Annotated in this window: 23 protein-coding genes; 18 read left to right on the plus strand and 5 right to left on the minus strand. The window is 73.4% G+C overall.

The genetic code is table 11. From position 1 onward, the window contains the following. The first annotated feature begins 102 nt into the window (after nucleotides 1–102). The 3 genes from DEI91_RS10010 to DEI91_RS10020 are packed head-to-tail and all read left to right on the plus strand — an operon-like array spanning nucleotide 103 to nucleotide 4,843. The gene (locus tag DEI91_RS10010; RefSeq protein ID WP_111052279.1) at nucleotides 103–1,176 is read left to right on the plus strand and encodes a 3-oxoacyl-ACP synthase III; all 1,074 of its coding nucleotides are present in this window, start codon (nucleotides 103–105) and stop codon (nucleotides 1,174–1,176) included. Continuing rightward, nucleotides 1,173–3,884, plus strand: a complete 2,712-nt coding sequence (locus DEI91_RS10015; protein ID WP_258374377.1) for an alpha/beta fold hydrolase — start codon at nucleotides 1,173–1,175, stop codon at nucleotides 3,882–3,884. The genes DEI91_RS10010 and DEI91_RS10015 overlap by 4 nt, the downstream gene beginning before the upstream one ends. Further along, nucleotides 3,881–4,843 carry an NAD(P)-dependent oxidoreductase gene (locus DEI91_RS10020; protein WP_111052166.1) on the plus strand — a complete coding sequence of 321 codons (963 nt, stop codon included), beginning with the start codon at nucleotides 3,881–3,883 and terminating at the stop codon, nucleotides 4,841–4,843. Before DEI91_RS10015 ends, DEI91_RS10020 begins: the two co-directional genes overlap by 4 nt. 32 nt (nucleotides 4,844–4,875) lie before the next feature. Here the strand turns inward: DEI91_RS10020 and DEI91_RS10025 are convergent, their stop codons facing one another. After that, on the minus strand, nucleotides 4,876–5,769 hold the full coding sequence (locus DEI91_RS10025) for a LysR family transcriptional regulator (RefSeq protein ID WP_111052167.1): 894 nt from the start codon (nucleotides 5,767–5,769) through the stop codon (nucleotides 4,876–4,878). A 72-nt stretch (nucleotides 5,770–5,841) separates the two neighbouring features. Between DEI91_RS10025 and hisD the strand changes: the two genes are divergently transcribed. The 7 genes from hisD to DEI91_RS10060 all read left to right on the plus strand — a co-directional run bounded on the left by hisD (nucleotide 5,842) and on the right by DEI91_RS10060 (nucleotide 13,520). Continuing rightward, a complete protein-coding gene (gene hisD, locus DEI91_RS10030; RefSeq protein ID WP_111052168.1) occupies nucleotides 5,842–7,191 on the plus strand; it encodes a histidinol dehydrogenase in 1,350 nt (449 codons plus the stop codon). Between the two features lie 2 nt (nucleotides 7,192–7,193). After that, the gene (locus DEI91_RS10035; protein WP_111052169.1) at nucleotides 7,194–8,525 is read left to right on the plus strand and encodes an ABC transporter substrate-binding protein; all 1,332 of its coding nucleotides are present in this window, start codon (nucleotides 7,194–7,196) and stop codon (nucleotides 8,523–8,525) included. 1 nt (nucleotide 8,526) lies between these two features. Next, nucleotides 8,527–9,465, plus strand: coding sequence for a carbohydrate ABC transporter permease (locus tag DEI91_RS10040; RefSeq protein ID WP_111052170.1), 939 nt, complete (start codon nucleotides 8,527–8,529; stop codon nucleotides 9,463–9,465). After that, nucleotides 9,462–10,262, plus strand: a complete 801-nt coding sequence (locus DEI91_RS10045) for a carbohydrate ABC transporter permease (RefSeq protein ID WP_111052171.1) — start codon at nucleotides 9,462–9,464, stop codon at nucleotides 10,260–10,262. Before DEI91_RS10040 ends, DEI91_RS10045 begins: the two co-directional genes overlap by 4 nt. Beyond that, complete coding sequence (locus tag DEI91_RS10050; RefSeq protein ID WP_111052172.1) at nucleotides 10,259–11,107, plus strand: nitrilase-related carbon-nitrogen hydrolase; 849 nt, start codon at nucleotides 10,259–10,261, stop codon at nucleotides 11,105–11,107. The genes DEI91_RS10045 and DEI91_RS10050 overlap by 4 nt, the downstream gene beginning before the upstream one ends. Then, the gene (locus DEI91_RS10055; RefSeq protein ID WP_111052173.1) at nucleotides 11,104–12,813 is read left to right on the plus strand and encodes a glycoside hydrolase family 13 protein; all 1,710 of its coding nucleotides are present in this window, start codon (nucleotides 11,104–11,106) and stop codon (nucleotides 12,811–12,813) included. Before DEI91_RS10050 ends, DEI91_RS10055 begins: the two co-directional genes overlap by 4 nt. A gap of 191 nt (nucleotides 12,814–13,004) precedes the next feature. Then, nucleotides 13,005–13,520: a hypothetical protein gene (locus DEI91_RS10060; protein WP_111052174.1), complete on the plus strand. Its 516-nt coding sequence runs from the start codon at nucleotides 13,005–13,007 to the stop codon at nucleotides 13,518–13,520. 6 nt (nucleotides 13,521–13,526) lie between these two features. Here the strand turns inward: DEI91_RS10060 and DEI91_RS10065 are convergent, their stop codons facing one another. Continuing rightward, nucleotides 13,527–14,477 carry a LysM domain-containing protein gene (locus tag DEI91_RS10065; RefSeq protein WP_146244267.1) on the minus strand — a complete coding sequence of 317 codons (951 nt, stop codon included), beginning with the start codon at nucleotides 14,475–14,477 and terminating at the stop codon, nucleotides 13,527–13,529. Between the two features lie 219 nt (nucleotides 14,478–14,696). On the opposite strand from DEI91_RS10065, the gene DEI91_RS10070 reads away from it, so the two are divergent. Then, entirely contained in the window at nucleotides 14,697–16,151 is a 1,455-nt protein-coding gene (locus DEI91_RS10070) for a sugar porter family MFS transporter (protein WP_111052176.1), read from the plus strand. Nucleotides 16,152–16,221: 70 nt separating this feature from the next. Here the strand turns inward: DEI91_RS10070 and DEI91_RS10075 are convergent, their stop codons facing one another. From DEI91_RS10075 to DEI91_RS10085, 3 genes are read right to left on the minus strand one after another with little or no spacing between them, the layout of a single operon-like run. Continuing rightward, entirely contained in the window at nucleotides 16,222–17,196 is a 975-nt protein-coding gene (locus tag DEI91_RS10075; RefSeq protein ID WP_111052281.1) for a zinc-binding dehydrogenase, read from the minus strand. Nucleotides 17,197–17,214: 18 nt separating this feature from the next. After that, nucleotides 17,215–17,637 (minus strand): organic hydroperoxide resistance protein, encoded by a 423-nt coding sequence (locus DEI91_RS10080; RefSeq protein WP_111052177.1) that lies wholly within the window; start codon nucleotides 17,635–17,637, stop codon nucleotides 17,215–17,217. A 44-nt stretch (nucleotides 17,638–17,681) separates the two neighbouring features. Next, a complete protein-coding gene (locus tag DEI91_RS10085) occupies nucleotides 17,682–18,134 on the minus strand; it encodes a MarR family winged helix-turn-helix transcriptional regulator (protein WP_181439560.1) in 453 nt (150 codons plus the stop codon). A 134-nt stretch (nucleotides 18,135–18,268) separates the two neighbouring features. Between DEI91_RS10085 and mvk the strand changes: the two genes are divergently transcribed. From mvk to DEI91_RS10120, 7 genes are all read left to right on the plus strand, one after another. Continuing rightward, a complete protein-coding gene (gene mvk, locus DEI91_RS10090) occupies nucleotides 18,269–19,285 on the plus strand; it encodes a mevalonate kinase (protein WP_111052178.1) in 1,017 nt (338 codons plus the stop codon). Beyond that, entirely contained in the window at nucleotides 19,285–20,283 is a 999-nt protein-coding gene (gene mvaD, locus DEI91_RS10095; protein ID WP_309148052.1) for a diphosphomevalonate decarboxylase, read from the plus strand. Before mvk ends, mvaD begins: the two co-directional genes overlap by 1 nt. Continuing rightward, nucleotides 20,280–21,368 (plus strand): phosphomevalonate kinase, encoded by a 1,089-nt coding sequence (locus DEI91_RS10100; RefSeq protein ID WP_111052179.1) that lies wholly within the window; start codon nucleotides 20,280–20,282, stop codon nucleotides 21,366–21,368. Before mvaD ends, DEI91_RS10100 begins: the two co-directional genes overlap by 4 nt. Continuing rightward, entirely contained in the window at nucleotides 21,355–22,452 is a 1,098-nt protein-coding gene (locus DEI91_RS10105) for a hydroxymethylglutaryl-CoA reductase (protein ID WP_111052180.1), read from the plus strand. The genes DEI91_RS10100 and DEI91_RS10105 overlap by 14 nt, the downstream gene beginning before the upstream one ends. Continuing rightward, nucleotides 22,449–23,621 (plus strand): hydroxymethylglutaryl-CoA synthase, encoded by a 1,173-nt coding sequence (locus tag DEI91_RS10110; RefSeq protein WP_111052181.1) that lies wholly within the window; start codon nucleotides 22,449–22,451, stop codon nucleotides 23,619–23,621. The genes DEI91_RS10105 and DEI91_RS10110 overlap by 4 nt, the downstream gene beginning before the upstream one ends. Before the next feature lie 142 nt (nucleotides 23,622–23,763). After that, on the plus strand, nucleotides 23,764–24,252 hold the full coding sequence (locus tag DEI91_RS10115; protein ID WP_111052182.1) for a hypothetical protein: 489 nt from the start codon (nucleotides 23,764–23,766) through the stop codon (nucleotides 24,250–24,252). Then, nucleotides 24,252–25,157 (plus strand): hypothetical protein, encoded by a 906-nt coding sequence (locus DEI91_RS10120; RefSeq protein WP_111052183.1) that lies wholly within the window; start codon nucleotides 24,252–24,254, stop codon nucleotides 25,155–25,157. The genes DEI91_RS10115 and DEI91_RS10120 overlap by 1 nt, the downstream gene beginning before the upstream one ends. Nucleotides 25,158–25,181: the final 24 nt, after the last annotated feature.

A 25,181-nucleotide genomic window follows, 5' to 3' on the forward strand; every position in this document is an offset into this window, starting at 1 on the left:
ACGATTGCCGGATCGGCAACGGGGACGACGTTCCCGGGGTCCGTTCGACGCAGTCGCAACGGAGACCCAGCCTCGATACGGAAGTATGTGCAAGTGACGATCATGACCGAGCGGCCTCAGCAGGACACCACGAGCGCCGAGACGGAGCGACCCGGCAACGCCACCGCCCGGTTCCGGAACGCCTCGATCCTCGCCGTCGAGACCACCGTCGCCGAGCGTGTGACGACGTCCGCGGACATCGAGGAGAAGCTCCGCGGCGTGCTCCGTCGGCTCCGTCTGCCGATGGGTCTGCTCGAACGTGTCGCCGGGGTGCGCGAGCGCCGGAACTGGGGCGAGGACCAGTCCTTCCAGACCGCCGCGATCGACGCCGGGCGCCGGGCGATGTCCGCCGCGGGCATCGAGCCGCAGGACGTCGGCCTGCTCATCAACACGTCGGTGACCCGTCCGCACCTCGAGCCCTCGGTGGCCGTGCGGCTGCACCACGGGCTCGGCCTGCCGACCTCGGCCATCAACTTCGACATCGCGAACGCGTGCCTCGGCTTCGTCAACGCGATGAGCGTCGCCGCGGGCATGATCGACTCCGGCCAGATCAAGTACGCGCTCATCGTGGACGGCGAGGACGCCGACCAGGTCCAGCTCAACACGATCGACCGCCTGAACCAGGGCGGCCGGAACCGCAAGGACTTCATGAGCGAGTTCGCCAGCCTGACGCTCGGCTCCGGTGCCGCCGCAGCCGTGCTCGGCCCGGCGGACCTGCACCCGACCGGCCACCGCATCGTCGGCGGCGTCACCCGCGCGGCGACCCAGTGGTACGACCTGTGCGTCGGCAGCGTGGACGGGATGTTCACGGACGCCAAGATGCTGCTCAAGGGCGGCATGGAGCTCGTCGTCGCCGCGTGGAACGAGGCCCGCGACCACTTCGACTGGACCGACATGGACCACTACGTCCTGCACCAGGTCTCGGACGTGCACACGAACGCCTTCGTCCAGGCGATCGGCGTCGAGCGTGACAGAGTCCCCACCACCTACGAGCGCTTCGGCAACGTCGGCCCGGCGTCGATCCCGATCACCCTCGCCGACGAGGTCGCCCGCGGCTCGATCCGCTCCGGGGACCGCGTGTTCCTCGGCGGGGTCGGCTCCGGCATCAACACGGCGATGATGGAACTGCGCTGGTGACACCGCGGTTGCCCCACGCCGCCGCGAGCACGGCTCCGGCGACGCTCCCGCCGCCCCTGCCCGGACTCGACCCGGCGTGGTCCCGTCTGGTCACCGTCCCCGCGTCAGCCGGTCCGACGGGAGGCGCGGCCCGCCCTGAGCGCACCTGGCACGTCCTCGACACCGCGGGGGAACTCGACGCGCGCGGCCTGCAGCCCGTCGGCACCCTGCTGTGCGTGCACGGCAACCCGACGTGGTCCTACCTGTGGCGATCGGTGCTCGCGCACTCGCTCGAGGTCGCGGCGGCCGGTGGCCCCGTCTGGCGTGTGGTCGCCGTCGACCAGCTCGGAATGGGCTTCTCGGAGCGGACCGGTGTGGACCACCGCCTGGCCGACCGGGTCGCCGACCTCGGCGCGCTGACCGACGAGCTCGGTCTGGCCGGTCCGGTCGTCACGCTCGGGCACGACTGGGGCGGTGTCGTCTCGCTCGGCTGGGCCGTCGACCACCCCGACCTCGTCGTCGCGGTGACGACCTGCAACACCGCGGTGCACCAGCCCGACGACGCCCCGATCCCGGCGCCCCTGCGCCTGGCGCTCCGCCCGCACCTGCTCGGTCGGGCCACGGTCGTGACGCCGGCGTTCATCGAGACCACCCTCGCGATCGCGCACCCGCGGCTCGACCGCTCGATCGCCGACGCCTACCGCGCCCCGTACCGCGGCGCTGCCCGACGGGGGGCGGTCGGCGGGTTCGTCGCGGACATCCCCGTCGACGCGCAGCACCCGAGCGCGGCCGAGCTCGACCGGATCGCAGCCGGGGTCGCTGCGCTCGACGTCCCCGCCCTGCTCCTCTGGGGCCCGCGCGACCCGGTCTTCCTCGAGCGGTACCTCGACGACCTCGCCGCGCGACTGCCGCAGGCCGACGTGCACCGTTTCGAGGGCGCCGGCCACCTGCTGCCGGACGACGCCGACGTCGCCGGGACGGTCTTCGAGTGGCTCGGTGACCACCTGCCGGACGGGACCGTGCCGACGAACGGTGGTGCGGGCCTCCCGGCCGATCCCACGGACACGGACGGCGACGACGCTGCCCGTCCCCTCTGGGCCCACCTCGACGAGCTGCGGGACAGCGACGACGCCGCCCTGGTCGAGATGGCAGCACCGGGCGGACCCCGCACCATCAGCTGGCGGCTGCTCGCCCGGCGGATCGAGGAGGTCGCCGCGGGACTCGTCGACCTCGGCGTCCGTCCCGGCGACCGCGTGTCGCTCCTCGTCACCCCCGGTGCGGACCTGACCGCCGCCCTGTACGCGTGCGTGCGCGTCGGCGCGGTCGTCGTCGTCGCGGACGCCGGACTCGGCCTCCGCGGGCTGACCCGGGCCGTCCGCGGCGCGCGGCCCGACTGGGTCATCGGTGCCCTGCCCGGACTCACCGCCGCACGCGCGCTCGGCTGGCCCGGCCGACGCATCGCGACCGTCGCGCTCCCCGCCCCGGCACGGGCGGCCCTGCGCGTCGAGCACACCCTCGCCGCCGTCGCCCGCCGGGGAGCAGCACGCCTCGCTGCCGGCGCCCCGCTGCCGGCAGCCCCCACACCGGACGCCCCGGCCGCGGTGCTCTTCACCTCGGGGTCCACCGGACCCGCGAAGGGCGTCGTGTACACGCACGGCCAGCTCGGTGCGGTGCGGGACGCCCTCGCCGGCCAGTACGGGGTCGGTGTCGGCACCGGTCTCGTCGCCGGCTTCGCCCCCTTCGCGCTGCTCGGTCCCGCGCTCGGCGCACGCTCCGTGGCGCCGGACATGGACGTCACCGCGCCGCGGACCCTGACCGCGCGCGCGGTCGCGGACGCCGTCGCAGCGTCCGACGCCACCGTCGTGTTCCTGTCGCCCGCCGCGATCGCCAACGTCGTCGCCACGGCGTCCGCGCTGACCGACGACGACCGCCGCGCCCTCGGCCGTGTGCGGCTGTTCCTGTCCGCGGGCGCCCCGGTGTCGGCCGCGCTCCTGACCGCGGCCACCGAGCTCATGCCGGGCGCCAGCGCCCACACCCCCTACGGCATGACCGAGGGGCTGCTCATGACGGACGTGGACCTGGACGGGGTCACGGCCGCCGGGGTGTCCTCGTCGTCGGGCATCTGCGTGGGTCGACCGGCGGCGTCCGTCCGGGTGCGGATCGCGCCGCTCGACGCCGACGGCCGCGCGACCGGCGCGCTCACCGAGGCGCCCGAGGTCACCGGGGAGATCGTCGTCGCGGCACCGCACGTCCGGGACCACTACGACCGGCTCTGGCGGACCGACCGTGCCTCGCGTCTCGGGGTCCACGACCCCCGCGGGCACCGCACCGGGGACGTCGGACACCTGGACGCCGCCGGGCAGCTCTGGGTCGAGGGCCGCATGCAGCACGTCATCACCGCCTCCTCGGGCGTCGTCACCCCCGTCGGGCCCGAACAGCGCACGGAACGCGTCACGGGTGTCGGTCGAGCGGGCGTCGTCGGCGTCGGCCCGGCCGGGACCCAGCAGGTCGTCGTCGTCGTGGAGACCGTCCCCGCCGTCCGGCGACCCGCGCTCGCGGACCGGTCGCTCGCGGACGCCGTCCGGACAGCTGCCGGGGTGCCCGTCGCCGCGGTGCTCGTGGTCCCCGAGCTGCCGACCGACATCCGCCACAACTCGAAGGTGGACCGGGCACGTCTGGCGCGCTGGGCCTCGACGGTGCTGGCGGGCGGACGGGTGACCCGACCGTGACCGTCCTGGTGACGGGTGCCAGCGGCTTCCTCGGGCGTGCCGTCGCCGGTGCGCTGCGGGACGCCGGGCACGACGTCCGGACCTTCCAGCGTCGTCCGTCCGGCGTCGACGGGGTCAGCGACCTCCTCGGCACGGTGACCGACCCGGCGGCGGTGCGGTCGGCGGTGCAGGGCGTCGACGCCGTGGTGCACCTGGCGGCCAAGGTCTCGCTCGCGGGTGACCCGGCAGACTTCGAGCGCGTCAACGTCACGGGCACGCAGGACCTGCTCGCCGCCGCGCGGGACGCCGGCGTCTCCCGGTTCGTCTTCGTCTCGTCGCCGTCGGTCGCCCACGCGGGCACCGCCATCGCCGGTGACGACGCCGAACCCGCATCGCCCGGCCACGCCCGCGGTGAGTACGCCCGGACGAAGGCCGCCGCCGAGCTGCTCGCGCTCGCCGCCGACGCCCCCGGCTTCGCGGTCGTCGCGGTCCGCCCGCACCTGGTCTGGGGGCCCGGCGACGAGCAGCTCGTCGGCCGCATCGTGGAGCGCGCGCGTCGGGGGCGTCTGCCGGTGCTCGACTCCGGTGCCGCCCTCATCGACTCCTGCTACGTCGACAACGCCGCGTCCGCCATGGTGGCCGCGCTGGACCGTGCGGAGGTCGTGCACGGGAACGTCTACGTCGTCACGAACGGGGAGCCCCGACCCGTCGGGGAGCTGCTGGCGCGGATGTGCGTCGCGTCCGGCGTCCCGGCACCGACGGCACACGCGCCGTCCGGCCTCGCCCGCGTGGTCGGCTCCGCGGTCGAGGCCGTGTGGCGCGTCCGGCCGGGCACCGACGAGCCGCCGATGACGCGGTTCCTGGCCGAGCAGCTGTCCACCGCGCACTGGTTCGACCAGCGGCGGACCCGGCGGGACCTGGCGTGGGAGCCGTCGGTGTCGCTCGACGAGGGGTTCCGGGCGCTGTCCGGGACGCGCTGACCCGTCGGGCTGCGCGGGGCGCTGCGCCGCGGTCAGCGCTCCAGGAGCATCCGCCGCGCGAGCCGGGCGATCTCGCGGGTCGCGGGGGAGAGCGGGACGTCCCGCCGCCGGACGAGGGCGATCGTGTCGTACAGCGGCTCCGCGAACGGCACGGTGTGCACGCCGGCGGGGAACGTCGGAGCCTCGGCGACGGCGCGCGAGACGATCGTGTCACCGGCACCCCGGGCAACGAGGTCGAGGGCCGAGTCCACGTGTTCGACCTCGATGCGCGCGGCGAGCGTGACGCCCGCGAACTGCGCACGCTCGGCGAGCTGCCGCCGGGTGGGGTCGCGCCACCCGTAGTGGGCGTCGTACAGGATGAGGTCCGCGGCCGCCAGGTCCTCGATGGTCACCGGACGCGCGGTCCGTCCGGGGTCCGCCGAGGCGTACAGCACGTCGTCCCGTCGCAGTGGGGTCACCTCGAGACCGTCGGCGTCGATCGGCAGGACGACCAGACCGGCCTCGAGGTCCCCGGCCGTGACGGCGTCCGCGACCTCGACCGAGTTCAGGCCGATCACGCGCAGGCGGACGTCCGGGTAGCGGGAGTGGAACCGCTCGAGCAGGCGGGACAGGAAGTAGTAGTTCGCGTTGCGCAGGAGACCGAAGGTGGCGACACCGCCCTGGAGGCTCGTGAGGTCGCGGAGCGTCCGGTCGGCGTCGTCCGCGGCCTCCACGGCCCGCCTGGCGTGCGGGAGGAGCGCTTCCCCGGCACTCGTCAGCACGAGACGGCGGCTGCCCCGGGTGAAGAGACGCACGCCGTAGGACTCCTCGAGACGCCGCACGAGCTCGGAGACGGACGGCTGCGCCATGCCGAGCTGCGCGGCCGCGGCGGAGAACGAGCCCGCCGTCGTGATGACGAGGAAGGCCCGCAACTGGGTCAGTGTCACAGGATCACCCTATGGGTCGTCGTGGATCATCTGGCCTTGTCCTTGCCGAGCAGCCCCGGCAGGGTCGTCTGCATGAAGCTCAGCCCTCGTTTCGTGGCGGACAACGCCGACCGGTTCTCGTTCCTCAAGGCCCCGGCCGTGGACGCTCCCGAGGCCCAGCGCGACCCGGCCGTCGCCGACCGGGTCGCCGGCATGCTGGCCGAGATCCAGCGCGACGGCTTCGAGGCCGTCCAGCGGTACGCGCGCGAACTCGACCACGCCGACGTCGTCGAGCTGAGCGCCGAGGAACTCGCCGCGACGGGCGACCGGCTCACCCCGGAGCTGCGCGCCGCCATCGAGCTCGGCGCGGCGCGGACGCAGCAGTTCGCGCGTCTGCAGCGCGAGCACCTCGTGGACTTCTCCGCAGAACTCGTCCCCGGGCTCACCGTGGGACAGCGCTACGTCCCGGTCGGCAGTGTCGGCGCGTACCTGCCGGCCGGGCGCTTCCCCCTGACGGCCAGCGCGTTCATGAGCGTCGGCGTCGCGAAGGCGGCCGGCGTCCCCACCGTCGTCGCGTGCACGCCGCCGCAGCCGGACGGGGGCGTCAACCCCGCCGTCGCGTACGCGGCGTACGTCTCCGGGGTCGACCGGCTGTTCGTCGTCGGTGGCGTCCAGGCCCTCGCGGCCATGGCGTTCGGCCTGCTCGGCGCAGCCCCGGTCGACATGGTCGTCGGCGCAGGCAACGCGTTCGTCGCCGAGGCGAAGCGGCAGCTCTTCGGCGCCGTCGCCATCGACCTGCTGGCCGGACCGTCCGAGGTCGCCGTGATCGCGGACGAGACCGCCGACCCCGAACTCGTGGCCGCCGACCTGCTCGGGCAGGCGGAACACGGACCGAACTCCCCGGCGGCACTCGTCACCACCTCCCGCGCCCTCGGCGAGGCCGTCATCGCGGAGGTCGAGCGGCAGCTGCCGACCCTGAGCACGAACGAGATCTGTGGGCCCGCCTGGCGCGACCACGGGTCGGTCGTGCTCGTCGGGGACCGCGAGGCCGCCGCGGCCGTCATGGACGAGTACGCCCCGGAGCACCTCGAGGTACAGACCGCCGAGGACGCCTGGTACCACGACCGCCTCACGAACTACGGGTCGCTGTTCATCGGGACCTGGAGCACCGTCGCGTACTCCGACAAGGGCATGGCGGGCACGAACCACACCCTCCCCACCGCCGGGGGCGCGAAGCACAGCGCCGGACTGTCGGTGTCCCGGTTCCTCAAGCCGCTCACGTACCAGCACATCGCCCGCGAGGCCACACCCGAGCTGGCCGACGCCGTCGACGTCATCTCGGCGAGCGAGGGCATGTCCGCCCACCGCGCCACCGCCACCCTGCGGACCGAGCGGCTCACACGCTCCACCACCCCCGAACCCGACCACACGACCCGGAAGTGACCATGACCACACCAGCCGCACGCCGTCAAGGTCTCCTCGCCACGGTGCCCGTCATCGGCCTCGTCGTCGCCCTCGCCGGCTGCTCGGCCCCCGGCTCCGGCGGACCCGCCGGACAGGCCGACCAGCCCGAGATCACCGAGAAGGTCACCGCCTCCGACATCGACCGGGACACGACCCTGACGATGTGGGCCGACGTCGCCGAGAAGCCGCTCATGGAGAAGCTCGTCCCGGCCTACGAGAAGACGTACCCGGACGTGGACGTCGAGATCACCTACAAGAGCTTCGACGACCTCATCGCGACCGTCGTGAACGCCGCCAACTCGGCGAACGCCCCGGACCTGTTCCAGGGCAACATCGGCTACGCGGTCGACGGGACACTGGTGAAGGGCGACCTGGTCCGGCCGCTCGACGACGTGGCGGACGTGTACGGGTGGTCGGACGGAACCGGGGCGTCGACGCTCGGACCGGCACGGTGGAACGACGACGGCACCGCGTTCGGCTCCGGCACGCTCTACGGCATGTCCGTGATCAGCGAGGTGCAGGGCATCTACTACGACAAGGCGAAGCTCGACGCGCTCGGCCTCGAGCCGCCGACGTCGATCGACGACCTCGAGCAGGACCTGGCGACGGCGGAGGCAGCGGGCGAGCAGCCGATCATGCTCGGCAACTCCGACCAGTACGCCGCCACGCACGTGTTCTCCGACATCGCGGCGACGAAGCAGGACCCGTCGTCGATCGCCGACTGGATCGGCGGGAAGTCCGGCTCCACCTTCGCGACCGAGGGGAACGAAGCGGCCGCCCAGACCATGCGCGACTGGGCCGAGAAGGGGTACTTCGGGTCCGGCTACGACGGCCTGAGCAACGAGGACGCCATCGCCCGCTTCGCCGACGGTGACGGCGTGTTCTTCGTCGGCGGCTCGTGGAACGGCGCCTCGCTCGACTCCGACGGCTTCGGCTTCGCCCCGCTGACGTCCGGTGGCGTCGGCGCGACCGCGTCCCCGTGGCACATCAGCACGAAGTCGGAGCACCAGGAGGCCGCCATCGCGTTCCTCGGGATGATGCACACCCCCGAGGTCGGCCAGTGGATCCTCGACACCGGCCGACTGCCCGTGGTCACCGACGGCGTCAGCTCCGAGGACCCGCTCCAGGAGCAGACCCTGACCGCGCTGAAGGACACCATCGCCGCTGGCACGCAGGTCGGGTACTACGACTGGAGCACCACGGACATGCTCACGAAGATGGGCGGAGCCCTGCAGGAGGTGATGGCCGGCCGGAGGACGCCGTCCGCGTTCACCGACACGGTCCAGCAGACCTGGGCGAAGGCGCACGGCTGACATGGCCGCCACGCTCACCGAGCGCGGGACCGGCCGGGCGACGTCACGTCGACGTCGCCCGGCCGCCACCCGTGTCAGCTGGAGTGCGCTCCTGTACGTCGCACCTGCGCTGGCGTTCTTCGTCGTCTTCGTGGTGGTGCCGATCGTCCAGTCGGTGCGCATCTCGTTCTACGACTGGGACGGCATCAGCGTCGCGACCCCCGCCGGGTTGTCGAACTACGCGGCGGTCTTCGCCGACGCCGACCTCCGGCAGGCGCTCGGGCACTCGGTCGTGCTGCTGTTCTTCTACGCGGCCCTGCCCGTCCTGGTCGGTCTGCTGATCGCCGGCGCGATGTCGCGGATCCGCATCCACGGTCTCACCGTGTTCCGGGCGGTGCTGTTCCTGCCGCAGATCCTGTCGAGCGTCGTCGTCGCCGTGGCGTGGCGCGGACTGCTCGCCGAGGACGGACCGGTGAACGACGCGCTCCGGGCCGTCGGCCTGGGCGGGCTCGCCCGCAGTTGGCTCGGGGACTTCGGCACGGCCCTGCCGTCGATCGGCCTGATCGGGACGTGGGTCGAGTACGGCCTGTGCATGGTGCTCTTCCTGGCCGGCATCGCCACCATCGACCGGTCGTTGTACGAGGCCGCACGCCTCGACGGCGCCGGGGCCTTCCGTGAGTTCACCTCCATCACGCTGCCGGCCCTGCGCCCGCAGATCTCCATCGCGCTCATCCTGACCATCACGTTCGCGCTCCGGAACTTCGACCTCATCTGGAACACCACGCGCGGTGGTCCCGGGACGTCGACGACCGTGCCGAGCGTCTTCGTCTACCAGGACGCGTTCCAGGACCGTGCACTCGGGCAGGCGTCCGCCCTGGCCGTGGTCCTGACGGTGCTCATCCTGGTGGTCGTCGGCATCGTGCAGCTCGCCCTCCGCGAGCGGAAGGGAGCGTCGTCGTGAAGGTCGCCCGCAGCGAGACCCTCGTCACCCACGCCGTGCTCGTCGTCGCCGCGCTCGTCGCGGTGTTCCCCCTCGCCTCGGTGGTCGTCACCTCGCTGAGGGGGGACGACGGCGGGATCGCCTTCGACAACTACGTCGACGCCTGGACGCAGGGCGGCTTCGCGTCCGCCCTCGTCTCGAGTGCCGTCGTCGCGATCACGGTCGTCATCGTGACCGCGACGGTCGCCTGCCTGGCCGGGTACGCCCTCGCGCACATGCGGGTCCCGGGCGGTCGGCTGCTCCTCGGCCTCCTGCTCGTCGGGCTCGTCCTGCCGTACGAGGTCACCGTGCTGCCGCTGTACCAGATGCTCGCGGGATGGGGACTGGTGGACACGTACTGGGCGCTCATCCTGCCGCAGATCGGTCTGTCGGTGCCGCTCGGGGTGTTCTGGATGCGGTCGTTCTTCGCCTCCGTCCCGGTCGAGCTGCTCGAGGCCGCCCGCATCGACGGCGCTTCGCGGTTCCGGATCCTCCGCAGCGTGCTCACCCCCGTCGCGCTGCCGGCCGTGGCGACCCTGGCGACGATCCTGTTCCTCTTCACGTGGAACGAGTTCCTGCTCGCACTCGTGCTCGTGCCGCAGAACGAGGCGGTCCAGACCGCACCGCTGTCCCTCTCGTTCTTCTCCGGAGCGCAGCGCGGCGCCCAGCCCGACGTCACGGCCGCGGCCGCCGTGCTCGTCGCCCTGCCGATCGTCGTCGCCTACGTCCTGTTGCAGCGACGGCTCATCACCGGGCTGACGGAAGGCGCGGTCAAGTGACGGCCGGGGGGACCGGGGTCGCCCGGGTCCGGTGCGACCAGCTCGCGCCGGTGCTCGGCGACCTCGCGGGCAACGGCAGGAGCATCCTCGCCGCGGTCGAGCGTGCGGTCGACGACCGGGTCGACGTGCTCGTCCTGCCGGAGCTGGCCACGAGCGGCTACGTCTTCCAGGACGCCGACGAGGCAGCCCGGGTCGCGGTGACGCCGGACGACCCGCTCTTCGACCGGCTCGCCGACGCCCTCGCCGGGACGGACACCGTCGTCGTGGTGGGCTTCTGCGAGCGGGACGCCCGCCTCCTCCGCAACAGCGTCGCGGTCGTGGACCGGACCGGCGTCCGGGCGGTGTACCGGAAGACGCACCTGTGGGACCGCGAGACGCTCGTGTTCACGCCGGGCGACGCCGCGCCTCCCGTCGTCGACACCGCGCACGGCCGGATCGGCGTGCTCGTCTGCTACGACATGGAGTTCCCGGAGATGCCCCGCATGCTCGCGCTCGCGGGCGCGGACCTCATCGCCGTCCCGACGAACTGGCCGGTCGGGGACCACCCGGAGCGCGACCGCGTCGCCGAGGTGATCGCCGCGCAGGCCGCCGCGCGGACGAACGGCGTGTTCATCGCGTGCTGCGACCGCGCGGGCACCGAGCGCGGACAGGACTGGAACGAGGCCAGCGTGATCGTCGACCAGTTCGGCTGGGTGGCAGCGGAGACCGAGGCCGGCGTGGGCGCGACCGCCATCACCGTCGACGTCTTCCCGGCCCTCGCCCGCGACAAGTCGACGAGCCCGCACAACGACTGGATCGGGGACCGCCGCCCCGAGCTCTACACCCGGAAGGTGCCCACCGCATGACCACCGCCGACCTGACCGACGCCCAACCGGTCGACGCCGACGCGACCGACTGGTGGCGCACCGCCGTCATCTACCAGGTCTACCCGCGGTCCTTCGCCGACCTCGACGGCGACGGGACCGGCGACCTCGCCGGGATCACGGCGCGGCTCGACCACGTCGCCGCCCTCGGCGCCGACGCCGTGTGGCTGTCGCCGTTCTACCCCTCCCCCCAGGCCGACGGCGGCTACGACGTGGCCGACTACCGGGACGTCGACCCGGTGTACGGCACACTCGCCGACGCGGACGCCCTCCTCGCCCGCGCTCACGAACTGGGCCTGCGCGTCATCGCCGACCTCGTCCCGAACCACTGCTCGGACCAGCACGTGCTCTTCCGCGCCGCGCTCGCCGCCGAGCCGGGCAGCCCGGAGCGTGGCATGTTCCACTTCCGCGACGGACGTGGCGAACACGGCGACCTCCCACCGAACGACTGGCAGTCGATGTTCGAGGGTCCGGCCTGGACCCGCGTCACCGAGCCGGACGGCACCCTCGGCCAGTGGTACCTGCACCTCTTCGCGCCCGAGCAGCCCGACTGGAACTGGGACGACCCGCGCGTGCACCGCGAGTTCGAGACGACGCTGCGGTTCTGGCTGGACCGCGGGGTGGACGGGTTCCGGGTCGACGTGTGCGACGCGATCGTGAAGGCCCCGGGCCTGCCGGACTGGCCGCACGCGACCCACGGTGTCGTGGAGCCGGTCGACGGTGTGATGCCGCCGATGTGGGACCAGGAGGGCATCCACGCCGTCTTCCGCGAGTGGCGGCGGATCCTGGACGAGTACGAGGGTCAGCGCATCCTCTGCGCCGAGGCGTGGCTCCCACCGGAGCGCGCGGCGCGGATCGTCCGGTCCGACGAGATGCACCAGGCGTTCAACTTCGCGTACCTGTCGCTGCCGTGGGACGCGGCCGCGATCCGGGCGAACGTCGACACGAGCATCGCCGCGAACGACGTCGTCGGCGCGCCGACCACGTGGGTGCTCTCGAACCACGACGTGATGCGGCACGCGAGCCGGTTCGGCTACGACGGCCCGGTCGAACTCGAGGCCGGTGTCGGTGTCGACGACCCGCAGCCGGACCGTGCCACCGGCCTCCGCCGTGCCCGCGCCGCGACGCTCCTCATGCTCGGGTTGCCCGGCTCCGCCTACCTGTACCAGGGTGAGGAGCTCGGCCTGCCGGAGGTCACCACGCTGCCCGACGCCTTGCGCCAGGACCCCGTGTGGGAGCGTTCCGGCCACCGGATCCGCGGTCGTGACGGGTGCCGTGTCCCGATCCCCTGGACGCCGGACGGGCCGTCGTTCGGCTTCTCGTCCAGCGCGGACACGTGGCTCCCGCAGCCGTCCGACTTCGGGACGTTCGCGGTCGCGACCCAGGAGGACGACGAGACCTCGACCCTGGCGCTCTACCGACGGGCGCTCGCGGTGCGGCGGCGTGCCGGGCTCGGTGTCGGGAGCGTGCGGTGGCACGACGCCGGGTCCGACGCCGTGCTGGCCTGGTCGAACGGCTCGGTCACCGTGGTCGGCAACCTCGGGTCGGAGCCGGTCCGACTGTCGGCGGTCGGCGGTGCAGTCGGCGGGGACGTCCTGGTCGAGTCCGTGCCGGGTGCGGTCGCCGACGGGCTCCTCGCCGCCGACACGGCGGTCTGGCTCGCCTCGGACACCGGTCGCACCGCCTGACCCGACGCCGGTGGTCAGCCGTCCGCCCCGTCGGCCGTCCACCCGGCACACGCTGTGGCCGTCCGGGCGGTCGGGTCAGCGCCGTCGGACCGCCCGCCGCCAGGCCGCACGACCGCCGAGCGTCGGACCGCCGAGCTGCCGGACCGCCGGGAGGCCCGACCCGCGTCGGTCGTGCGCGGTACCGTCGTCGCATGGACCGTTCCGAGATCCTCGCGGCCGCAGCAGCGGCCCACGCCGCCCGCATCGCCGCCGCCGGCGGTGACGACCGCGGTGCCCGCGAGCGTGCCGAGGCCGCCTCGGCCGCTCCGGCGCCCGAGCGGCGCCGGTCGGCGGACGCCGAACGGGCCGCCGAGTCGGACCGTGCCGCCGACCGCACCGAGGGCGCGCTGTCGGACTGGCGACGGATGGGCACCCGCCGCGGTGTCACCCCGGACGCCCAGGTCCGGAGCGCCTGGACGGTGACGGGCATCCCCGAGCAGGGCGACGCCCGGGCGTTCGCGAACGTGCTGCTGTCGACCGCCGGTCACGCGGGGCGGGTGGCCGACGCCGCCCGTCGCAACGACCGTCTCGCCGGGGCCGCGCGCGCCGCCGCCCGTCGGACCGTCCGCCGCTACACCGACCACGGGGCGGGGATGTCCGCGATCGGGGACGTGCTCGACGCCGGTCCGGTCGCGCGGGACGACGACAGCGGGGCCGAGCGCGCCTGACCCGGGCTACCGCCGGAACGGGTCGAGGTTCAGCACGGTGTCCTCGTACAGGTACTGCTGGTCGCCGTAGACGGTGACGTCCGGGTTGAGCCAGACCAGGTCCTTCACCGTGATCCCGAGTCGGGCGGCGACGGCACCGATGAGGTCCTCGGACGCGATCCGGTACGCGGTCGGCGATCCGTCGGTCGAACCCTCGCTGCTCGTGGTGCCGGTGGCGTTCTGGCGTGCCCCACCGTCCACGGGGTGCACGTTCGTGGTCCGGGCCGGCACCGACCAGCGGACGGGGGTGACCGCGAGCACCTTGTCCGGTCCGATCTCGACCGGCAGGTCGGGGCTCGCGGAGTCGGCGGCGGAGTAGACGACGAGCGTGCCGAGCCACGACGGGTCGACCCGTCCGGGGTCCATGTCGGTCGTCGCCGGGGTCGGCGTGGCGGGGGAGCCACCCCCGAGCACGGTGTCACCGACGCCGTGCCAGGACAGGCCGTCGCCGACCGCGGGCGGGGTCTCGAGGAACGTGGTGCCGACGGGAACCGGCAGCGTCGAGGTGAAGCCCGACCACTGCACGGTCGGGTACCCGTCGTCGGCGACGACCACGCGGTAGTGGAACCGGACGCTGCCCTTCGGCGTGACGACGTCCGCTTCGCTGATGACGGTGCCGACCGGGATCGGGGACACCGTGGGGTCCGGTGCGGCGGCCTCGGTGGGCACCGCCGTCGGGGTCCGTGGCGACGCCGACTCCGCGATGCGGCGGGCTTCGGCGCTGACGCTCGGGTCCGGCGCCGGGGTCGTCCGGTCGGCGGCGGCACTGCGGCTCGGCGCGGGCAGCTCGTCCGGTCCGCGGAGGAACGCACACCCCGACGCGGTCGAGACGACGACCGCGGCGAGCACCGCGGCCCCGAGCAGTCGAGCCGGTCGCCGTCGGCCCGGTCGTCCTCGTGTGGCGTGTCCCTGGTGCACGGTCCCCCTCGTTCCCCTCGCGCCGGGAGCTTAGTGGCACGACGCTCGCCCCGGGGAGGGGGCCTGCGGAGCGCGGTCCGCGGGGAGCGTGGTCCAGGTGCTGCACGTCGGGCGGTCGCGGCGGTGGGATGATCGCTGGTGGTCCACCGGGAGCCGTGGACGGTGGGCCGCGCTGGCCCTGCCGGGCCCCCTCGCGATCACGGACGAAGGACACACCGCATGGTCGACACCCGACCCACCGCACACGAGGCCGGGCTCCCCCCGGTCGGGCCCGGACCGCACCGCCGCCGTCTCGGGCTGCTGGCGCTCGTCGCGACCTTCGGCGGCCTGCTCTTCGGCTACGACACCGGGGTGGTGAACGGCGCGCTCCTGCCGATGCGGCAGGAGCTCGGCCTGACGGACGTCACGGTGGGGGTCGTCACGAGCTCGCTCGCGTTCGGTGCGGCGGTCGGTGCGGTCACCGCCGGCCGGGTCGCGGACGCGTGGGGGCGACGACGCACGATCGTCCTCCTGTCGGTGCTGTTCTTCGTCGGGACGCTCGTGTGCGTCGCCGCCCCGTCGTTCGGCGTGATCGTCGTCGGCCGCGTGCTGCTCGGCCTCGCGGTGGGCGGCGCCTCGACGGTCGTGCCGGTGTTCCTCGCCGAACTCGCCCCGTACGAGATCCGCGGGTCGCTGTCCGGCCGCAACGAGCTCATGATCGTGATCGGGCAGCTCGCCGCGTTCGTCGTCAACGCCGTCATCGCCGGGCTCTGGGGCGAGGGCGGCGGGGTCTGGCGGGTGATGCTCGCCGTCTGTGCCCTGCCCGCCGTCGCCCTGTTCGTCGGGATGCTCCGGGTGCCGGAGTCGCCCCGGTGGCTCGCGTCGCGGGGTCGGCACGACGCAGCGCTCGCCGTCCTGCGGCAGGTGCGACCGGCGGACCGCGCCGAGGCCGAACTCGCGGACATCCGCCGCGCCCACGAGCACGACGCGCAGCATGACCGGGAGAGCGGGTGGGCCGTCCTGCTCCGGAACAGGTGGCTCGTCCGGATCGTGCTCATCGGCGCCGGCCTCGGGGTCGCGCAGCAGCTCACCGGGATCAACTCGATCATGTACTACGGCCAGTCGGTCCTCATCGAGTCCGGGTTCGAGGCGTCGGCCGCCCTCATCGCGAACATCGCACCCGGCGTCATCGCGGTGGTCGGCGGGGTCATCGCGATCGCGAACATGGAGCGGATCGACCGGCGGACGACGCTCCTGCTCGGCTTCTCCCTGACGACGGTGTGCCACGTCCTCATCGGCATCGCCTCGGTCGCCCTGCCGGCGGGCAACCCGGCGCGACCGTGGGTGATCCTGGTCCTCGTCGTCGCGTTCGTCGGCTCGATGCAGACCTTCCTCAACATCGCGGTGTGGGTCGTGCTGTCGGAGGTCTTCCCGACGCAGATCCGGGCGCTCGGAATGGGGATCGCGGTGTTCTGCCTGTGGATCGCGACCGCCCTCGTCGGGCTGTGGTTCCCGTCCGTCGTCGCGGCGACCGGCATCACCGGCACGTTCTTCGGCTTCGCCGCGCTCGGGGTCCTCGCGCTGCTGTTCATCTGGCGGTTCGTGCCCGAGACGCGCGGCCGTACCCTCGAGCAGGTCGAGGAGGGCGTCGCTTCCGGTGACCGCTCCACGGCCGGTGCGGCGAAGCGCCGCTGAGGACGCGACGCACGGACGGGAGGCCCGGTACCAGCTGGTACCGGGCCTCCCGTCCGTCCTGTGGAGCGTCCTACGGACGCAGGAGCACCTTGCCGACGCGACCGGCGGTGTCGCTCGCACGCACCGCGTCGCGCGCGTCCTCGAACGCGAAGGTCTCGGAGACCGGGAGGGTCAGGGAGCCGTCGAGCACGCGGGTGATGAGCTCACCGAAGAGCTCCTGCTTCGTCTCGGCCGGCATCGTCCTGCTGACGACGCTGCCCCAGAAGCCCTTCACCGTCAGCTGGCCGAAGATGACCTTGCCGGACGGGATCTCGAGCGTGGGGGACGCCATCGCACCGAAGACGACGAGGGTGGCCTCGTCGCCGAGGACCGAGGCGATGTCGCCCGCGGCCGTCCCGCCGACCGACTCGACGCCGGCGAGGATCGGGGCACCGCCGGTGATGGCGGTCACCTGGTCGCGCCAGTCGTCCGCGTCGGTGGCGACGATGCGCTCGATGCCCTGCTCGCGGAGCTCGTCGACACCGGCGGCGCGACGCACCAGGCCGATGACGTTGATGCCGCGCGCGGCACCGAGCTGCGCGACCATGCGGCCGACGGCACCGTTCGCCGCGTTCTGGATGAGCCAGTCACCCTCGTGCAGGTCGAGCGAGTGCAGCAGGCTGATCGCGCTGAACGGCATCGAGACGAGCTGTGCGGCGGCCTCGTCGGGCATCGCGTCCGGCACCGGGATGAGCCCGGCCGCGTCGGCGACGTAGTACTCGGCCCAGACGCCGAACGTGCCACCGGCGACGCGCTGGCCGACGGTCAGGTTCGTGACGCCCTCGCCGAGGGACTCGACGACGCCGAGCGCCTCGGTGCCGCTGGCCGCGGGGAGCTCCGGCTTGAAGCCGTAGGTACCGCGGATCGTCCACAGGTCGTGGTTGTGGATCGGGGAGAGCACGGTCCGGACGAGCACCTGACCGGCACCCGGGGTGGGGACGGGGCGCTGCTCGACGGTCAGGACGGAGGCGGGCTCGCCGAACTCCGGGTGGACGACGGCGCGCATCGTCTGCTCCGCCACGGGTCAGTCCTCCGAGACGGTGATCGTGACGTCGATGTTGCCGCGCGTCGCGTTCGAGTAGGGGCACACCTGGTGGGCGGCGTCCGCGAGGGCCTGCGCCTGGTCGTGCTCCATGTCCGGGATGACGACCTCGAGCACGACGGCGAGCTGGTAGCCGCCCTGACCGTTCGGGCCGATCTGGACGCGACCGCCGACGGAGGAGTCCGTGACCTTCACCTTCTGCGCGCGGGCGACACCCTGCAGCGCGGAGTGGAAGCACGCGGCGTACCCGGCGGCGAAGAGCTGCTCGGGGTTGGCGCCGGCGCCGGAGCCGCCCATCTCCTTGGGGATGGCCATGTCCAGCTCGAACGAGCCGTCGCTGGTCTGGACCTTGCCGTTCCGGCCCTCGCCGGTGGACAGGGCTTCTGCGGTGTAGAGGACGTCCATGTGGTGTCCTTCCTTCCTTCGTGGGGTCTGTCGTGACCGGGTGGTCAGGACGCGGCGGTGGCTGCGGTGGCGGCCGCGCGGTGCATCGTCTCGGTGAGGCGCTGCAGCGTCGCGATGAGGTCGGCGGCGGACTGCTCGTCGGGCAGCCCGGTACCGGCGGCGACGCGCGCGGGGACGTGGGCGAGCTCGGCCCGGAGTGACCGACCGCGCTCGCCGGTCGTGACGGTCACCACGCGCTCGTCGTCGCTGCGGCGCTCGCGGCGGACGAGGTCGCCCTGCTCCATGCGCTTGAGGAGCGGCGAGAGGGTGCCGGAGTCGAGCTGCAGGTGGTCGCCGAGGCTCGACACGGTCTGGTCGCCCTCGACCCACAGCGTCACGAGCACGAGGTACTGCGGGTAGGTCAGCCCCCACGGCTCGAGCAGGGCGCGGTACGCCTGGGTCGTCGCCCGGGTCGCTGCGTAGAGGGAGAAGCACACCATCTCGTCGGTCACCGGCATGCTCCTACTGTTGCACGCAACCGGATCGTGCACAACCGATACCCGCGCCGTCCGGTCACGCACGGCGTCCGTCCGCCGAGAGCGCACCGGACGGACGGCTGTCGTCGGGTCCGGTTAGGCTGGCGGGACCGACGATGACCAGCAACCACCCCGCCACAGCACCGACGACGACCACAGCGATCCCGCGAGTCGGCTCATCGGTGTCCCACGGCAAGACGATCCTGATCGGCGAGCACGCCGTGGTCTACGGCGCACCCGCGCTCGTGCTGCCGGTGACCGACGTCCGCGTGACGGCCACCGCGACGCCCGTGCCGGGGATGCCCTCGTCCGCGGTCGAGCACGTGCTCGAGTCCTCCGTGCACACGGGGCCGTTCGGACTCGCGCCGGCCGCCGTGCTGCCCACCACGACCGCCGTCACCGCCACGCTCCACCACCTCGCCGACCTCGGGACCCCGCACGCTGCGGACACCGCCTTCCACGTCCGGGTCGACAGTCAGGTGCCCACCGCCCGGGGGATGGGATCGAGCGCCGCCGTCGCAGCTGCCGTCACCGCCGCGGTCGCCGACGCCCTCGGGGTCGTGCTCGACCGCGCCACCCACCACGACCTCATCCAGACGTGCGAGCGCGTCGCCCACGGGCGCCCGTCCGGCCTCGACGCCCGCGGGGTCGTCGCCGACGAGCCCGTCTGGTTCGAGCGGGACGTCGTCGAGCCGGTGCAGCTCGCCGGGCGCTTCGTCTTCGTCGTGGCCGACACCGGTGTCCCCGGGCACACCCGGGAGGCCGTCGCCGCCGTCCGGTCGCGACACGACGGCGCCCCGGCCGTGGTCGACACCCTCGTCGAGCGCATCGGGGACCTCGCCCGCACGGCGCGGGGGACGCTCGTCGTCGGCGACGCACAGGCCCTCGGTGCCACCATGGACGCCGCGCACGAACTGCTCACCGCCCTCGACGTGTCGAGCGGGGACCTCGACCGGCTCGTCGGTGCCGCGCGCAGCGCGGACGCCCTCGGCGCGAAGCTCACCGGCGGCGGACGGGGCGGGTGCGTCCTGGCCCTCGCCGCCGACGACGAGCACGCCGCCCGCATCGCGACAGCACTGCGCGACGCGGGTGCCGCCGCCACCTGGACCACCTCGATCGGAGCCCGAGCCTGATGACCGCAACCGCCGTCGCGCACCCCAACATCGCGCTCGTGAAGTACTGGGGCAAGGCGGACGCCGACCTCGCGCTGCCCGCCACCGGCAGCGTCTCGATGGGCCTCGACGTCTTCCCCACCACGACCGCCGTCACGCTCGACGCCGGCCGGGAGGCGCGTGACACGTTGACACTGAACGGTCGCGTCGTCGACGACGGTGCGCTGGTCCGGGTCGAGCGCTTCCTCGACCTCGTCCGCGACCTCGCCGGGTCCCAAGCCCGCGCCACCGTGGTCACCGAGAACACCGTGCCCACGGGTGCCGGTCTGGCCTCGAGCGCCTCGGGCTTCGCCGCCCTCGCCGTGGCCGCCGCGAGCGCGTACGGCCTGGACCTGTCGCCGCGGGACCTCTCCCGGCTCGCCCGGCGCGGTTCGGGCTCGGCGACGCGGTCGATCCCCGGCGGGGTCGCCGTCTGGCACGCCGGCGACGACGCGGGCTCCTTCGCCGAGACGATCCCGGCGCCGCCGATGGCGATGGTCGTCGTCACGATCGACGACGGCCCGAAGGAGATCGGCTCGCGCGAGGCCATGCGCCGCACGATCGCGACCTCGCCGTTCTACCCGGCCTGGGTGAGCTCGACGACCGAGACCGTCCAGGACATGCTCGCCGCGTGCGCGTCCGGCGACTTCACCCGCATCGGGGAACTGACCGAGAGCAACGCGCTCCGCATGCACGCCACCATCGAGGGTGCCTTCCCCCCGATCCGGTACCTGAACAGCCGCAGCGTCGCCGTGTTCGACGCCGTCGCCGCGTTGCGTGCCGACGGCCTCGAGGCCTACGCCACCGCCGACGCCGGCCCGAACGTCGTCGTCCTCTGCCGTCCCGAGGACCGTGCCCGCGTGGCCACGGCACTGGCCGGCTTCGGGACGGTCATCGAGTCGGGCACCGGACCAGCCGCGCACCTGGTCGGCTCCGAACGCCCGGGGGACCACCCCCGAGCAGAGGAGACCACCGCGTGATCGAGTTCCGAGCCCACGGCAAGCTGTTCGTGGCGGGCGAGTACGCCGTCGTCGAGCCCGGGCAACCGTCCGTCCTCATCGCCCTCGACCGCGCCATCACGGCCCGGGTCAGCGAGGGCCACGGTGCCGGCAGTGTGCACTCGGCGGAGTACGGCAACCTGCCGCTGACCTGGACCCGTGCCGAGGACGGCCTCGCCCTCGACCGCGAGCACCACCCGTACGACTACGTCATGGAGACGATCGACGTCGTCGAGAAGCTCCGCGGCGAGCGCGGCATCGAACCGCGCTTCCACGACCTGCGCATCTCGAGCCAGCTCGACGACGCCAGCGGCCGGAAGTTCGGCCTCGGCTCCTCGGCCGCCGTGACGGCGGCGACCGTCGGAGCGCTCGACCGCTTCTACGGCCTGGGTCTGACCCAGCGCCGCCGGTTCATGCTCGCGCTGCTCGCGACGATCCGGGTGAACCCGCGCGCCTCCGGCGGTGACCTCGCCGCGAGCACGTTCGGCGGGTGGCTCCGCTACAGCGCCCCGGACCGCGAGGTGCTCGCCGAGGCCCTCGCCACCCGGCCGGTGTCCGAGGTGCTCGACGACGCCGACGTCTGGGCCGGTTTCGACGTCGAGCACCTCCCCGCGCCGACCGACCTGCGCCTCCTGGTCGGGTGGACCGGCTCCCCGGCGTCGACCACGAAGCTCGTCGGCGTCGTGCGACGACACCGCGACGGCGGGTACGCGTCGTTCCTCGACGACAGCCGGGCCTGCGTCGACGACCTCACCACGGGCCTCCGTACCGGCGACGCCGAGCGCACGCTCGGTGCGCTCCGTCGCGCCCGCGGGCTCATGCAGCGCCTCGGCGACTCCGTCGGGTCCCGCATCGAGACCGACCGCCTGACCACGCTCTGCGACGTCGTCGAGTCGGCCGGCGGGGCGGCGAAGCCGTCCGGCGCCGGCGGCGGCGACTGCGGCATCGCGCTCGTCCCCGCGGACGGCGACATCCCGAGCATCCTCCGCGAGTGGGAGGCGCACGACATCCGGCACCTCACCATCGCCGTGCACGACCCGGAAGGCCCCCTCGATGAGCGCCCCTGAACAGCGGACCAGCACCGACAAGACGATCACGCAGACCCCGATCCCGACCCGCTGGGTCGGCCCGATCCGGGTCAGCGGGAACGCGGTGGAGGGCGAGCACGCGGTGCCCCTCGCGACGTACGAGTCGCCGCTGTGGCCGTCCGTCGGCCGGGGGGCGCGCATCTCCCGGATGGTCGAGGGCGGCATCGTCGCGACCGTGGTCGACGAGCGGATGACCCGGTCCGTCGTCGTGCGGGCCTCGAGCGCGGCCGCCGCGCACCTGGCCACGGGGCGGATCCTCGCGCGCCAGGCCGAGCTCGAGCAGATCGTCGCCGGGCAGAGCCGGTTCGCGAAGCTCGTCGAGGTGCACCCGGAGATCGTCGGGGACCTGCTGTTCCTGCGGTTCGCCTTCACCACGGGCGACGCCTCGGGCCACAACATGGTCACGCAGGCCGCGGACACCCTGCTGCCGGCGATCCTGGCGTGGGAGCCCGAGCTGTCGTACGTGTCGATCTCGGGCAACTTCTGCTCCGACAAGAAGGCCACCGCGGTGAACGGCATCCGTGGCCGCGGACGGCACACGATCGCCGAGATCGTGCTGCCCGGGATGGTCGTCGAGCGGTTCCTGAAGTCGTCGACCGAGCGCATCGTCGACCTGAACACCGCGAAGAACCTCGTCGGGTCGACGATCGCCGGGGCCCTACGCTCGGCGAACGCGCACTACGCCAACATGCTGCTCGGCTTCTACGTCGCCACCGGACAGGACGCCGCGAACATCGTCGAGGGCTCCCAGGGCATCACGTTCGCCGAGGCCCGCGGCGACGACCTGTACTTCTCGTGCTCGCTGCCGCACCTCATCGTCGGCACGGTCGGCAACGGCAAGGGCAACGACCTGCCCGTCGTCGAGGACGCCCTCGTGCGCCTCGGCTGCCGGGAGGACCGCGAGCCCGGCGCGAACGCACGACGGCTCGCGGGGCTCTGCGCCGCGACCGTCCTGTGCGGCGAGCTGTCGCTGCTCGCGGCACAGACGAACCCGGGGGAGCTGATGGCGGCGCACGTCGCCATGGAACGATCGGGCAACCGACCGGAAGGAGCGTCGGCATGACCGCGCAGCACCCGCTCTCGGTGGGCATCCACGACCTCGCGATCGCGACCGGGCACCACGTGCTCGACCTCGACGACCTCGCGGCCACCACCGGCGTCGACCCGGCGAAGTACCACGTCGGCATCGGGCAGGACGCGTTCAGCGTTCCCGCGCCCGACGAGGACATCGTCACGATGGGCGCCGCCGCCGCGAAGGAGGTCCTCGACCGCCACGGTGTCGCGGGCATCCGCACGGTGCTGTTCGCCACCGAGTCCGGCATCGACCAGTCGAAGGCCGCCGGCGTCTTCGTGCACGGGCTGCTCGGCCTGCCGGAGAACGTCCGCGTCGTCGAACTCAAGCAGGCCTGCTACGGCGGGACCGCCGCGGTGCAGATGGCGCTCGGCATCATCGCGCGGGACCCGAGCGAGCGCGTGCTCGTCATCGCCGCCGACGTGGCCCGCTACGACGTGGAGACGGCCGCCGAGCCCACGCAGGGCGCCGGCGCGGTCGCGATGCTCATCGCCGCCGATCCGGACCTGGTCGAACTCGAGCCGCAGTCCGGGCTCTTCACCGCCGACGTCGACGACTTCTGGCGGCCGAACGACCGCTCCACCGCGCTGGTGGACGGCCGGCTGTCGGTGACCGCCTACGTCGACGCGTTCATCGGCGCCTGGGACGACCTCGCCTCGCGCGGGGGCCCCGGCATCGAGGCGATCGACCGCTTCGTGCACCACCAGCCGTTCACGAAGATGGCGATCAAGGCGCACCGGAAGCTCGCGCAGCACGTCGGCGTGCCGTTCGAGGAGACCGAGCTCGCCGTCGGCTTCACCTACAACCGGCAGACCGGCAACACGTACACGGCGTCCCTCTGGATCGCGCTCGGCGCCCTGCTCGACCTGGACGACGACCTCGCCGGGGCCCGCATCGGCATGTTCAGCTACGGCTCCGGCAGTGTCGGGGAGCTCATGACCGGCGTCGTCCGTCCGGGGTACCGCGACTCCCGTCGGACCGGCCGCGTGGCCGAGCTGCTCGCGGCGCGGGTCCCGCTGTCCGTCGAGGCGTACCGGGAGCTGCACGCGGCCGGGGCCGCGACGAGCGACGACGTCGAGCGCCCGCGGGTCACCGCCGGGCCGTTCCGCTTCGCGGGGGTCGCCGGCGGCGCCCGACACTACGAGGCGACCGGCGCCTGAGCGGGCCGTGCTCCGGTCCTGCGTGACCGCACTGACTGCGCATCGGCCCGGCTCGGTCCGATGCCGCGGCGGTGGTGAGCGGCCCTCGGAGGGGGGCCGCGCCTCCCGGATCGGAGCCGCGCCGACGCCGTAGGCTTGCCGTGTGGACGCTGTCGGTGCCGGGGCGATCCGCGACGTCGTCGCGGTGCTCCCGACCGCGCCCCGACTCGGACACGTCGTCGACGCCGTCGCTGCTCGGATCGGGAAGCCGGTCCGGGTCGTGGACGTCGACGGCCCGAGCTGGGGTGCCCTGACCGCGCTCGTCTCGCAGCTGCCGGACGTGGCGCTCGTGCTCCTCCCGCCGGGGGCGACGCCGCTCTACCGGATGCACTGCGTCCTGCACGAACTCGGTCACCTCGTCCGCGGGGACACCGGCGTGCCGGTCCCACGGACCCAGCTCGACTTCGCCGCGTGGTCCACCGGAGGCACTGTCTGTCACCGCTCGATCGACGAGGTCCAGCATGCGCTCCCGGCCGCGGCGGGCAGCGCACTGCAGGGCGACGACGAGGAGTTCGCCGAGAGCTTCGCGTACGAACTGGCCACGGTCCTCCTGTCCGGGACCGTCGGGACGGACGAGCGGACCTACGGCTAGTGGGCGCGCTGCACGCCCTGGCCTTCTGGTGTGCCGCGGCGAGCTTCGCGATCCGGGCGCCCTCGATCGGGCGGAACCCGCACGGCCGGGCGAGCTGGGCGGCCACCGGGGTCGGCGCGCTCGGTCTCCTGACCCTCGGCGCGGTCGTGCCGCAGCGGGACCTCGACGCGCTGCTCGGCGGCACGAACCTGCTCAACCTCGTGCAGAACCTCTGCGCGACCACCGCGTTCTGGCTGCTCTTCCGCGGCAGCGTCCGCAGTGTCGACCGGCGTCCGGCACTGTCGCACCCGTTCGCCCTGGTGGTGATGCTCGCGTCCTTCACGGTGCCGTTCCTGTTCATCCGGGACCGCGGGGACACCGTGTTCACGTTCATCGTGGACGAGATCGACCAGACGGCCACGTGGCTGTACGCGTGCGTCTACATGGCGTGTGTCGCGGTCATCACCGCCACCACGCTCGCGCGCGGGGTGCTCGGGAGCCGCGGAGCACTCGTCGTGTTCCGGGTCGGCCTGTCCCTCGTCACGATCGCGAGCGCCGAGGAGATCGTGTCCCTGACGGCCGACCACTTCGTGCTCGGGTCGGTGCTGCTCCGCGACGTCCTCCGGACCGCGTTCGACCCGCCGTTCTACCTGGGGATCGTGCTCATGGTCGCCGCGATGGCGTCGATGACCGTCCGGAGGTGGGCCCGGGAGGCCCGTCTCCGCGGACACCGCGTCCGGCTCGCCCGCATCGCACGCCGCCTCGACCTCCGCGCACGACGCCGTCGGGGTGGGCTCCAGGTGCGCACCTACGACCTGCTCATCGCGATCCGGGACGCCGAGGTCCAGGGGCGGGAGCTCACCCCCGCGGAGACGGCGTCCGTGCGGTCGGCGGAGCTCATGCTCGCGAAGGACCTCGCAGGCTGACGGGGCGGTGGCGGCACCGGACCC

The sequence above is a fragment of the Curtobacterium sp. MCBD17_032 genome, from assembly GCF_003234855.1.
Lineage (GTDB): Bacteria > Actinomycetota > Actinomycetes > Actinomycetales > Microbacteriaceae > Curtobacterium.